General features: G+C 62.5%; 11 protein-coding genes. 8 read left to right on the plus strand and 3 right to left on the minus strand.

Annotated elements, in window-relative coordinates; translation table 11 throughout:
* Window positions 1–102: 102 nt before the first annotated feature.
* From NBH21_RS16020 to NBH21_RS16030, 3 genes are read right to left on the minus strand one after another with little or no spacing between them, the layout of a single operon-like run.
* The gene (locus tag NBH21_RS16020; RefSeq protein WP_250915251.1) at window positions 103–735 is read right to left on the minus strand and encodes a glutathione S-transferase family protein; all 633 of its coding nucleotides are present in this window, start codon (window positions 733–735) and stop codon (window positions 103–105) included.
* Window positions 735–1,460 carry a Rieske (2Fe-2S) protein gene (locus NBH21_RS16025; RefSeq protein ID WP_250915252.1) on the minus strand — a complete coding sequence of 242 codons (726 nt, stop codon included), beginning with the start codon at window positions 1,458–1,460 and terminating at the stop codon, window positions 735–737. The genes NBH21_RS16020 and NBH21_RS16025 overlap by 1 nt, the downstream gene beginning before the upstream one ends.
* A gap of 20 nt (window positions 1,461–1,480) precedes the next feature.
* Window positions 1,481–1,741, minus strand: coding sequence for a hypothetical protein (locus NBH21_RS16030; RefSeq protein WP_250915253.1), 261 nt, complete (start codon window positions 1,739–1,741; stop codon window positions 1,481–1,483).
* A 538-nt stretch (window positions 1,742–2,279) separates the two neighbouring features.
* Here NBH21_RS16030 and NBH21_RS16035 point away from each other — a divergent pair.
* The 8 genes from NBH21_RS16035 (at window position 2,280) to NBH21_RS16070 (ending at window position 11,996) form a co-directional block, all read left to right on the plus strand.
* Window positions 2,280–3,395, plus strand: a complete 1,116-nt coding sequence (locus NBH21_RS16035; protein WP_250915254.1) for a BMP family ABC transporter substrate-binding protein — start codon at window positions 2,280–2,282, stop codon at window positions 3,393–3,395.
* Between the two features lie 318 nt (window positions 3,396–3,713).
* Window positions 3,714–5,297 carry an ABC transporter ATP-binding protein gene (locus NBH21_RS16040; RefSeq protein ID WP_250915255.1) on the plus strand — a complete coding sequence of 528 codons (1,584 nt, stop codon included), beginning with the start codon at window positions 3,714–3,716 and terminating at the stop codon, window positions 5,295–5,297.
* Complete coding sequence (locus tag NBH21_RS16045; RefSeq protein WP_250915256.1) at window positions 5,290–6,336, plus strand: ABC transporter permease; 1,047 nt, start codon at window positions 5,290–5,292, stop codon at window positions 6,334–6,336. The genes NBH21_RS16040 and NBH21_RS16045 overlap by 8 nt, the downstream gene beginning before the upstream one ends.
* A gap of 20 nt (window positions 6,337–6,356) precedes the next feature.
* Window positions 6,357–7,292 (plus strand): ABC transporter permease, encoded by a 936-nt coding sequence (locus NBH21_RS16050; protein ID WP_099058993.1) that lies wholly within the window; start codon window positions 6,357–6,359, stop codon window positions 7,290–7,292.
* A gap of 48 nt (window positions 7,293–7,340) precedes the next feature.
* Window positions 7,341–8,321 carry an isopenicillin N synthase family dioxygenase gene (locus NBH21_RS16055; protein ID WP_250915257.1) on the plus strand — a complete coding sequence of 327 codons (981 nt, stop codon included), beginning with the start codon at window positions 7,341–7,343 and terminating at the stop codon, window positions 8,319–8,321.
* 49 nt (window positions 8,322–8,370) lie between these two features.
* The gene (locus tag NBH21_RS16060; RefSeq protein WP_250915258.1) at window positions 8,371–9,771 is read left to right on the plus strand and encodes an 8-oxoguanine deaminase; all 1,401 of its coding nucleotides are present in this window, start codon (window positions 8,371–8,373) and stop codon (window positions 9,769–9,771) included.
* 14 nt (window positions 9,772–9,785) lie between these two features.
* A complete protein-coding gene (locus NBH21_RS16065) occupies window positions 9,786–10,640 on the plus strand; it encodes an aromatic ring-hydroxylating oxygenase subunit alpha (RefSeq protein WP_250915259.1) in 855 nt (284 codons plus the stop codon).
* Window positions 10,641–10,646: 6 nt separating this feature from the next.
* Window positions 10,647–11,996 carry an amidohydrolase family protein gene (locus NBH21_RS16070; RefSeq protein ID WP_250915260.1) on the plus strand — a complete coding sequence of 450 codons (1,350 nt, stop codon included), beginning with the start codon at window positions 10,647–10,649 and terminating at the stop codon, window positions 11,994–11,996.
* Window positions 11,997–12,014: the final 18 nt, after the last annotated feature.

The following is a 12,014-nucleotide window of genomic DNA, read 5'->3' on the forward strand; positions in this document are numbered from 1 at the left end:
GCATAATCCTACCGATCCTCACTGCACTTCGGTCGGATTATGTTCTCGCGCCCATTGCGGACGGTCGTGCGGTAGTCCCCCCTCTGGTATCAATCGTGTCCCTCAGTGGTAGTCGGGAATGCCCGGCATGGTCTTGAAGCCAGGCAGGGTGCGGAAGCGGCGGATCCAGCGGCGAAGTGCGGGAAATTCGTCGTGATCGATGCCGAAGTCGCGGGAAAGCGCGAAGATCGGGAAAAGCGTCAGGTCGGCGAGCGTCGGCGTGCTGCCGGCGAACCACTCGATGCCATCGAACTGGCGGAGCGTCATGTGGTCGTCCATGATGCGGAAGGCGCGGCGGGCGGCGGCTTTCAGGGCCTCGAAATCGCCCGGTAGACCGAACAGCGCGACCTTGCGGGCGGCGATCGCATCCGGCAGAACCGAGGCCGAGAAGGTCAGCCATTGCATGGTGGCGGCAAAGGCGGCGGTATCCGCCGGGAGCCAAGCGCCCGAGGTGTCATAGGCCCTGGCGAGGTGAGCGAGTATCGCCTCCGTGCCGTAAAGCGTGAGGTCGCCGTCCGTCAGGACCGGCAGAGACCCAAGCGGATTGAGCGCCAGCATGGCCGGGCTCTTTTCCTCGTGGCCGGGAATCATGTCCACGGCATAGGTCGTATAGTCCTTGCCGAGCATGGAAAGCATCAGGCGAACGCGGTAGCAGCTGTCGTCGAGTTCGTAGTTGTAGAGCGTGATTGCGGACATCAGGCAACCTCCGCCATGAGCGCGCCGGGAGCCGACGTTTCCAGCGTGCCGCGCAGGGCTTCCGCCCAGCGGGCGACGGGTGCGCGCAGTGCCGCGGCCTTGCCGTTTGCATCGTCGATCAGGATGTGAAGCGCCGTCTTCATTGCGCCGACGGTCTGTGCGGCGACGAAAAGCCGGGTCGCGCCTGACGTCAGCGCCCAGCAATTGGCAGTGAGCTTTTCAAGCGAAGCCGGGGTTGGTGCGGAACCGGCTTCGGGGAGCTCGGCCTTCCCCAGAACCGCGAGAGCGTGTTCGAGGGAGCAGTCGGCATAGAGGCTGCGGACCGGCACGACGACGCCGAGGTCCGGAACGCCGGCGACATCGGCATCGGCGGCTAGCGCCGTCCAGATGAGACCGCTGTTTTCTTCTACGGCGTAGGTGGGGATCTTGATGGTCTTCGGCACTTCGAGGTCGGGATGGGCCGGGATGTGCTGGCACTGGCCAGCGGTGTCATAGGCCCAGCCGTGATAGAGGCAGGCGATATGATCGCCGCGCACGAAGCCGAAGCTCATGCGCATGCCGCGATGGGGACAGCGGTCTTCCCAGACATGCGCCGCACCCTTGCTGTCACGCCATACGACGATTTCCGCGCCGTTTATCACCGCGCCGGCCGATGTACCTGATACGATCGATGCGGAGAGTGCCACCGGCACCCAATCCGTTTCCCTGGCTGTTTCCTTGGTCATCTTCAAATCCCCTTCAAAAATCAGTCCTGTCGAGCCGGCGCCAGCCTGCTTTCGGAGCGGCTGACATCCAGAACGATGCAATCGTAGGGCCCCAGGCTGCAGGCCATCTCGAACATGTCGACCAGATCCTCCTGCCCGGCGACATGGACGGCGACCGCGCTCTCGCTGCAGTCATCGATGCGCATGTCGAGATCGAGCCGTCCGGCGCGATGGCGCGCGAAGCCGATGAAGCTGTCACAGTCGAGCCTGCCCCTGAACACGAAATCCACGGCGCAGTTCATGCTGTGGTCCTGCCTGCACTGAGATGTGCGGGGTGAGTTTTCGCTCCCGATCCGGTTTCCTGTCTGTCGTGCAAGCTGCTCAGTTCCTCTGGTTGTCTTTTGGGCTTATGCACAAATAATATGCATGCCTCGTATTTCATCAATCTAGCCTTTGGCGCGATCATGTTTCAAGCGGTTTTTTCGTCGCGGATGTTGCCTTTCACGCACCATGGTCTCCCCGTTTTTACGACTATTCGGAACATCAGCAATTTGGAAAGGTCGGGAACAGAAGGCGGTTTCTCCGGTCGAACGGGAGATTTTCCGGGCTTTTCCCGAAGGGTGGCCGATGTCTACCCCGGGATGGGCGGGATGGCTCCGGTTGACGATCGTCAAGGTTTCCGAGGGTGGGCTTTTCCCGGCATTCCGCATTGCAGGTCGTTTGGCCGATGCGGGTTCAGACTGGCACGGTTGTTGCGTTTCTGAACGGATGGCGTCCCGGTGAGCGAATGGAAACCCGCTTTTCGTCATAGGCGCGTTATAACCAAACCAAGGGGTTCACATGATCGACTTGCGTAATCTTTCCCGTCGCGGCTTCCTCAATATGGCCGCCGCCGGTAGTGCCTCTCTGATGCTTCCCGCCGGTCTCGTGCGCCCGGCCATGGCCGCCGCTCCGTTGCCGGCCATCAAGGAAGAAGACGCCATCGTCGGCTTCGGCCATGTCGGCCCGATCACGGACGAAGGCTGGACCTGGAGCCACCATCAGGGTCTGCTCGCAGTGAAGGAAAAGTTCCCGAAGCTGAAGAAGATCATCGAAGTCGAGAACGTTCCGTACTCCGCCGACGCAACCCGCACCTACCGCCAGTTCGTGTCGGAAGGCGCGAACATGATTTTCGATACCTCGTCGACCGGCGACTTCCTGCATGAAGTCGTTCGCCGCGCGCCGGAAGTTGCCTTCCTGGAATGCAACGGCCACCAGACGATGGACAATCTCGGCTGGTACTACCTTGCTCACTGGTATCCGACCTATGTCATCGGTGTTGCCGCCGGCATGCTGTCGAAGACCGGCAAGCTCGGCTATGTCGCGTCCTTCCCGGTCGCCTCGGTCTATGCCTCGACCAACGCCTTCCTGATGGGTGCCCGCACCGTCAACCCGAACGCCACGCTGCAGACCATCGTCATCAACTCGTGGTTCGATCCGCAGGCCGCAAGCCAGGCCGGCACCGCGCTGGTCGACAACGGCTGTGACTTCCTGTTCGGCATCATGGACGAGGCCGCATACCTGCAGGTTGCCGAAAAGCGCGGCGTCTGGGCTGCGATGTGGAACACTGACATCCGCCGCTACGGCCCGAACTCCTATGTTTCCTCCGTCATCATCGACTTCAAGGACTTCTACGTCGATCAGGTCAAGAAGCGCCTCGCCGGCGAGTGGTCGCCTGCCGAGACCCTGCTGGCCATGGGTTCAGGCGTCGATCGCGATACCTGGGGCGAGAAGGTTCCGGCCGAAGTCGGCAAGGCTGCGGATGCGGTTCGCGAGAAGATCGTCGGCGGCTGGTCGCCGTTCGTCGGCGAGCTCAAGGATTCCAAGGGCAATGTGAAGGTCGCCGCCGGCCAGAAGATGACCGAGATGGAACTCTACAACTGGGATTGGTCCGTCGAAGGCGTCACCGGCCTCTAAGGGCGCCCTTCCTGCACCTCCGTCATCCCGGCCTTGAGCCGGGATCCAGCGCGCCCAAGTCCTTGGGCGAGAAAGTCTCTCTCACGACGCGGACGCGCCGTGGCTGGATGCCGGGTCAAGCCCGGCAAGACGGAAACGTAAGGCAATGCGCCTTCTCTCCCGCGCCGTCATCCTCGGCCTTGACCCCAGGATGACGGAGATTGAGGCGGAGGGCGGCGCACAAATGAGGTCGCAGCCTCATCTTTAGAAACCACGGAAAGGGACCCCGGCCCCTTTCTCGTCTCGCAGTCCGATTGTCCCTCGTTTGCGATAGGTCGCATGTCCGAACCAACCCAAAGATACGTGGTGCCGCCTGGCACGGCCCCGCTGGTGCAACTGAAGGGGATCGCCAAATATTTCCCCGGCGTGATCGCCAACCAGGATGTCGATATCGAAGTGATGCCCGGCGAGATTCATGCGCTGCTGGGTGAAAACGGCGCCGGTAAATCGACGCTGATGAACATCCTCACGGGGATCTACCAGCCGGATGCCGGCGAAATCATCATCGACGGCTATGCGCAGCAATTTTCCTCGCCATTACAGGCGATTGCCGCCGGTATCGGCATGGTGCACCAGCACTTCAAGCTGGTGAATGCCTTCACCGTTGCGGAAAACATCCATCTCGGCTGGAGCGAGACGCCGCGTCGTGCGTCCGCTGCCGTTCTCGAAGCGCGCACCGCAGCGCTTGCCGAGAAATACAATCTTCAGGTGAGGCCATCGGCGCGGATCACCGAGCTTTCCACCGGCGAGCAGCAGCGCGTGGAAATCCTGCGCGTTCTGGCGCGGCAGGCGCGGGTGCTGATCCTCGACGAGCCGACCGCCGTCCTGACGCCGGCGGAGGCGCGCGAGCTCTTCAAGGCGCTCCGCGACTTCGTGGCCTCCGGCAATGCCGTCATCTTCATTTCCCACAAGCTGGACGAAGTGCTGGAAATTTCCGACCGCGTCTCGATCCTGCGCGGCGGCCGCAAGATCGGCACGGAATTTTCGACCGACTGTACGCCGGCAAAGCTTGCCCGCCTGATGGTCGGCCGCGACATCGTGCTGGCCGACATGCGCGGCCGGCCGGAAGGGGCCGCGCCGATTTCCGAAAAGCCGGTGATGAGCCTGCAGAATGTCTTTGCGCTCAACGATGGCGGCAACGAAGCGCTGGAGGGGATCAACCTCGATATCCGTGCAGGCGAGATCGTCGGCATCGCAGGCGTGGCCGGCAACGGTCAGCGCGAGCTGTCGCAAATCCTTACCGGCACGCGCGCCATCTCCGCCGGGCGGATCGTCATCGATGGGGAAACCGTTACGCGGGCGGATGCGGCCGAATTCGTCGACCGCGGCATCGGCCATATTCCGGAAGACCGGCTGCACAGCGGTCTGGCGCCGGGGCTTTCGATCACCGTCAACGCGGTCATGCGCGAATACCGCAAGCCGCCGGTGACATCGGGTGGGGTCTACAAGCCGGGCGCCGCCAACGCGCTTGCCCGCGAGATCGCATCCGTCGCGGAAGTCGCCATTCCCGATTTCGGCATGCCGATCCGCAACCTTTCCGGCGGCAACCAGCAGCGCCTCGTCGCGCGTCGTGAAATGCGGGTAGCCTCCAAGATCCTCGTCGCCGCCTATCCGAGCCGTGGTCTCGATGTCGGCGCGATCAACACCATGCTGCGCTACATCGTTGAACTCAGGAATGCCGGCGCCGGGATCGTGCTGATCTCGGAAGAGCTGGAGGAATTGCTGAACCTCTCCGACCGTATCGCGGTGCTCTATGAAGGGAAGATCATGGGCATCGTCGAGAATGACAATGTCGACATCGAGGAGATCGGCCTGCTGATGGGCGGACGCACGCGCGGCGCAAAGGAGGCGGCCCATGGCTAACATTCGCCTCCAGCGCCTGCCTTCGGCGCATCCCGGCATGGCCATCGGCGCGCGTTTCGCAGCCATAGCCATCGCTCTCGTTTTCGCAGGCCTCGTGCTGGCCTCGACCGGCAATGACCCGATCGGGCTTGCCGGACAGGTCGTCAGCGCGTCCTTCGGCTCGACCTATGGCATGGAAGACCTCGGCCTCGTTGTCATTCCGCTGATCCTGACCGGTCTTGCTGTTACCGTCGGCCAGCAGATCGGCGCGTGGAATATCGGTGCGGAGGGTCAGTTCTATGCCGGCGCGTTCGCGGCGACCGCCGTCGGCCTGTTCATTCCTGCTTCCGAGCCGGTCAGCCTCGTCCTGATGTTTGCGGCTGGCCTCTTCGGCGGCGCGGTGTGGATCCTCATTCCGACGCTGGCGCGGGCCTATGCCAACGTCAACGAACTCATCACCACGCTGCTGCTCAATTTCGTCGCCGTGTTGATGGTCTATTACGTCTCCACCGATGTCTGGCGCGACCGGTCCGGCATGGCCAATTCGTCGACGCCGCGCATTCCTGCCGAAGTGCCGGAATTCTGGGGCCTCGTGCATTGGGGCCTGCCCATTGCAGTGTTGCTGGCAATCGGGATCTCGTTGCTGCTCGCCTTCTCGAAATGGGGTTACGAGGTGCGCCTCGTCGGCTCCAATCCGTCGGCCGGCAAATATGCGGGCATCAAGGCGAAGAAGCATCTCATCACGGTGATGCTGATGTCGGGTGCGGTTGCCGGGCTTGCCGGCATGCTGGAAGTGGCCGGAACGGTGCATCGCCTGCAGGGCGGCATTTCCAACAACTTCGGCTATCTCGGCATCATGGTGGCTGTGCTGGCGCGCGGCTCCTGCATCGGCGTCATCTTCTCCGGTGCGCTGATGGGCTTCATCCTCAATTCCGGCATCATCCTGCAGACGCAGGGTCTCACCACCTCTGCGGTGCTGGCGATGACCGGCCTGATCCTGTTCCTGACGGCGATCGGCGACGAACTCGCGCATTACCGCTTCGTGCGGGACAAGGCGTAACGGGCGAAAGGACTGCTATCATGGATCTTCTGACCGGTCTTTTCACCACGGCCTTTCTCGCTGGCGGGGTTCTTGCGCTTGCGGCGCTGGGCGAGGTGCTGGCCGAGCGCGTCGGTGTCGTCAATCTCGGCGTCGAGGGGCTGATGGCCATGGGCGCGATCACGGCAATCGCAACGGTTGCCGCCGTGCCGTCGCCAACGCTCGGCTTTCTTGCCGCGCTTGCGGTGGGCGCGCTGTTCGGCGCGGTGTTTGCGGGGGCGACCGTCTTTCTCCGGGCCAACCAGGTGCTTTGCGGGCTGGCGTTGACGCTGATGGGCACGGGGCTCGCCTCGACTTTCGGGAAAGCTTATTCTGGCATGCCGGCGCGGGCGACGTTCGAGGGCATCGAGATTCCGCTCCTCTCGTCACTGCCGATCTTCGGCAAGGCGTTCTTCAGCCAGAACATTCTCGTCTACCTGATCTACCTGATCCTACCGATCGGCCTGTCCTACCTGATGTTCTACACGCGGCACGGCATGAACATGCGCGCCGTCGGCGAAAACCCGGCGGCGGCCGATGCCGCAGGCATTCCGGTGAACCTGATGCGCTTTGCCTATGTGACCGCCGGTTCGGCGCTTGCCGCCGGCGCCGGCGCCTATCTGACGCTCGCTTTTGTGCCGGGCTGGTCGGATGGCGTGATCGCCGGCCGAGGCTGGATCGCGGTGGCGCTGGTGATCTTCGCGGGCTACCGGCCGATCCCGGCGGTGCTGTCGGGCCTGCTGTTCGGCTTCATCACGGCGCTCGGCTTCGTCGGGCAGGCGAGGGGCTGGCCGATTGCGCCGGCATTCCTGTCGATGCTGCCCTATCTCGGCACTATTGCCTTCATCATCGTGCCGGTTATCGCCTGGCAGCGCATGCGCCGGCTGATGGCAGCGCCTGCGGCCCTTGGCGAACCCTATTACCGCAGCGTCCGCTAGGGGCGGGGGCTCGAAGCGAAGGATCATTCTGGAAACGGAGCGAAAGCCATGGACACGGTTACGGCAAAACATATCGACAGGGCCTCGCTGCCGGTCATCGATATCAGTGGCCTTTCCTCGCCTGACGAGAAGGAACGCAAGGCCGTTGCAGCGGCACTTCGGGCCGCCTGCATCGACAAGGGGTTCTTCTACTGTGCCGGTCACGGCATTCCGCAGGGGTTGATCGACGCGGTGTTCGGCGAGACCAAGAGGTTCTTTGCCCAGTCTCCGGACACGAAGATGGAGCTGGAGAAATCCAAACGTTCCAGGTGCAATCGCGGCTATGAGGTGCTTGGCGGCCAGACGCTGGAAGCGGGGGCGCCGCCGGATCGCAAGGAAGGCTATTATATCGGCCAGGAACTGGCGGAGGATCACCCGAACGTGACGGGCGGCCTGTTCAATTGCGGACCGAATGTCTGGCCGCTCGGCCTGCCGGGTTTCCGTCCGACCATGCTTGCCTATCAGGCGGCGATGCAGGAACTCGGCAACCGGTTGATGCAGGGTATCGCCCTGTCGCTCGATCTGGATGAGGACTATTTCAAGGGCTACAACATCGAGCCGGTCTCGACGCTGCGCCTCCTGCACTATCCGCCGCAGGCACCGGATGCTCCGAAGAACGAACGTGGCGCGGGCGCCCATACGGACTGGGGTGCGATCACGCTCCTGATGCAGGACGATGTCGGCGGTCTTCAGGTTTTCGACAAGAACGATGAGGTCTGGATCCATGCGGAACCGGTGCCCGGCACCTTCGTCGTCAATATCGGCGATGCCATGGCTCGCTGGACCAACGATCTCTACAAATCGACCCTGCACCGGGTGATCAACACCTCGGGCCGGGAGCGCTATTCCATACCGTTTTTCTATGACGGTGCGCCTGACTACAAGGTGGTCTGCATTCCGACCTGCCTGAAGCCCGGCGAGCAGCCGAAATACAAGCCGACGACGGTCGAGGGCCATCTTCGGGAAATGTACGCAAGGACCTATGCATGACAGCCTGCCCGATGAACCTAGCGACGGTTTCCGCAAGCCGGAGGCTCGCGTGAGCACCAAGCTTGTCAAGAACATCGCCTGGCTCGCGACCTTCGACGATGCTGCCCGCGAGATCGAGGACGGCGCGCTCTTCGTCCGCGACAACGTGATCGAGAAGGTCGGCACGACGGCGGAGCTTGCCGGCGAAACGGCTGACGAGGTGATCGACCTTTCCGGCCATATCGTCATGCCGGGCATGGTGAACATCCATCACCACATGTACCAGAACCTCACGCGGGTGATGGTGCAGGACGACGAACTGCTGGTCTGGCTGAAGACGCTTTATCCGATCTGGTCGAACCTTGATGACGATGCGATCGGCACTTCTGCACGCGTCGCGATGGCGGAACTGATCGCCTCCGGCTGCACCACGTCTTCCGACCATCTCTACATCCTGCCGAACAACTGCACGCTGGATGCGACCATCGATGCGGCGAAGGATATGGGCCTGCGCTTCCATGCGGCGCGGGGCGCGATGTCGCGCGGGCAGAGCCAAGGCGGCCTGCCGCCGGACAATTGCGTCGAGAAGGAAGAGGATATCCTCAAGGACGCCGAACGGCTGATCTCGACCTATCACGACAATTCGCGGCACTCGATGAGCCGCATCATCCTTGCGCCGTGCTCGCCGTTTTCGGTGACGCCGGGGCTGATGAAGGATGCGGCAGCACTTGCCCGCTCCCACAAGGGCGTTCATTTGCACTCTCATCTGGCCGAAGACCTGTTCGAGGAGATCTATTGCCACGACGTCTACAAGATGCGCTCGGTCGGCTTTGCGGAATCGGTCGGCTGGCTCGGGCCTGATGTCTGGTTCGCTCATTCGATCTTCATGACATCAGAGGAAATCGATCTCTTCGCCTCTACCGGAACCGGCGTTGCCCATTGCCCCTCGGCCAACATGCGCTGCGGGCAGGGGATCGCGAAGATCCGCGAAATGTTGGACAAGGGCGTGAATGTCGGTCTCGGCGTCGATGGTTCTGCATCCAACGACACCTCCAACATGTTCATGGAAGCGCGGCTCGCCATGATGCTGCAGCGGGTGGCGCCGAACAAATATCTCTCCGAAGCGCCCGGCGGGCGTGGCGGCTTCGGCGGGACGCCGTCCGCGCTTTCCGCCCGCGAGGCGCTGACCATGGCGACGCGCGGCGGGGCGAAGATCCTCGGGCGCGACGATGTCGGCTATCTCGCGCCCGGCATGAGCGCCGATTTCATCGCGATCAAATTGCGCCAGCTCGGGCTTTCCGGTACGCAGCGGGACCCGCTGGCCGCACTCGTCATGTGCGGACCGTTCAAGGTCGATCACTCGTTCATCAACGGCCGTTCCATCATCGAAAACGGCGAATTCGTCTCCGCTGACATCGACAGCCTGCTGGAAAAGCATGAAGCTGTGATGGAGCGGATCTATCAGCAATAGGAAGGAAGGGTACAATGAAGGCGACGGACAAGGCTTCTATCGACCAGTGGTATCCCATCGATACGGAAAAGGAGATCCCGTTCGGGACATCGGCAAACCGCCTGCTCGGAACGGATCTGACTGTCACTCGCACCAAGGATGGCGAAATCACGGTGAAGGCCGAGGGGCGTGACGAGGCGCTGCCGATCAAGCGCCGGTTCGGTTTCATCTGGACGACGATCGGCGAACCGGAGAAGGACATCTTTCCGGTCCCGGAAGCCGATGAGCCCGATCGCCGCTACGTGCCCTGCGGCGCCGTTTCCGTGAAGGCGTCCGGCCTCAGGATCGTCGAAAATTTCCTCGACATGGCGCATTTCCCCTTCGTGCACACCGATATCCTCGGAGCCGAGCCGAATACGGAAGTCATGCACTACAACGTCGAGATCCGTCGCGATGTCGACGAGGTCTGGGCGACCAACTGCCAGTTCTTCCAGCCGCAGGCGGCACTTTCCGCCAAGGACGGCATCATGACCCAGTATATCTACCGGGTGATGACGCCATTCACGACGCTGCTCTACAAGACCTGCCCGAACTCGGCCAATCGCTGGGACGTTATCTGCCTGTTCGTACAACCGCTCGATCCCGACCGCTGCCGTGCGCATCCGGTGATGTATCTGATCGACGACGTGTCGACCACGACGGAACTCATCCACTTCCAGCAGCTCATCTTCCTGCAGGACCGCATCATTCTGGAAAACCAGCGGCCGGTGCTCCTGCCGATGGAACCGCGCTCGGAAATCCCGACGCGAGCGGATGCAAGCTCCATCGCCTATCGCCGCTGGCTGAAGGAGAAGGGCGTTACCTATGGCACGTCCGCGATGGCGGCCTGATACGCGATGATTTCAAGTGAAATGGAGAATGCCGGGCCGGATATCGCCATCGTCAATGCGACGATCCTGCCGATGGGTGGTGCTGCCATGATCGAGCGGGGCAGCCTGACGATCCGGGGCGACAGCATTGCCGCCGTCGGGTCGGCCAGTGAAGTGGATATCAACGGCGCGCGCCGGGTGATCGACGCTGAGGGCCGGGTGGTGATGCCGGGCTTCGTCAACTGCCATACACACATCGCCTCCAACATGTTGCTGCGCGGCCTGCTGGAGGATGTGCAGTTGTTCGAATGGCTCGGCACGATGTGGAAGCTCAAGCGCAATTTCGATCCGGAGACGCTCTATTGGGCGAGCCTGATGGGCCTGGTCGAAATGGTGAAGTCGGGCATGACGTGCTTCAACGAGCATTTCGACGCCTATGCGGTGACGCCGCAGACGGAGGCGCTGAAGAAGGTGCCGTTGCGCGCTACGCTCGGCTATGGTTTTGCCGATCGCGGCGTCTATGCTGACGTCAAGGACTGGGCATGGAAGGCGCTCGACAGCTTCGGCGACAAGGTCGATGCCTATCACGGCAGCGGCAACGACCGGGTTCACGTCGCGCTTTCCCCGCATGCGCCTTATTCCTGCGGGCCGGAGATGTTTCGCCGGGTGCGCGAGGTGGCCGATGCCTATGGCCTCGTCATTCACACGCATCTGTCGGAAGGGCCGCAGGAAATCGCCTATGTGGCGGAGACATATGGCACGCGGCCGGTGCAATGGCTGAACGATCTCGGCTTCCTCAAGCCTGACGTGACGGCGGCGCATTGCACACAGCTCGACGACACGGATATCCGTATTCTTGCCGAGACGGGAACGAAGATTGCGCATTGCCCCTGCTGCAACGCCAAGCTCGATTCCGGCACGCTTCGGCTGCGCTCGGTCCGCGAAGCGGGCATTACCGTGGGGCTAGCGACGGACGGGCCGGCGAGCCACAACAGCCTCGACATGTTTCAGGAAATGAAGTTCGCGGGGATGATCCACAAGGACAAGAACCACGACGTGGAGTTCCTGAAGACCCGGGAATTGCTGGAAATGTCGACCTGCGAGGCGGCGAAGGCGATGAACCGGCCCGAGACGGGAACGCTCGTGCCCGGACAGAAGGCGGACGTGATCATCGTTGATCTCGACAAGCCCCATTGCCTGCCTGTCTACGACGTTGCCGCCGCACTGGTCTATTCCGCCCGTGCCGAGGATGTCGTTACGACGATCTGCGATGGCCGCATCCTGATGGAAAACCGTGAGGTGGCGGGCATCGACGAGGCGGAAATCAGGGCACGCTTCCGGGAGCGGGCTCTGGCCCTGCGCGACCGCAGCCTGTAGGACGCGGCTCACGTCCGG

The organism is Ciceribacter sichuanensis (assembly GCF_024055605.1).
In the GTDB taxonomy this organism is placed as follows: Bacteria; Pseudomonadota; Alphaproteobacteria; order Rhizobiales; family Rhizobiaceae; genus Allorhizobium; species Allorhizobium sichuanense.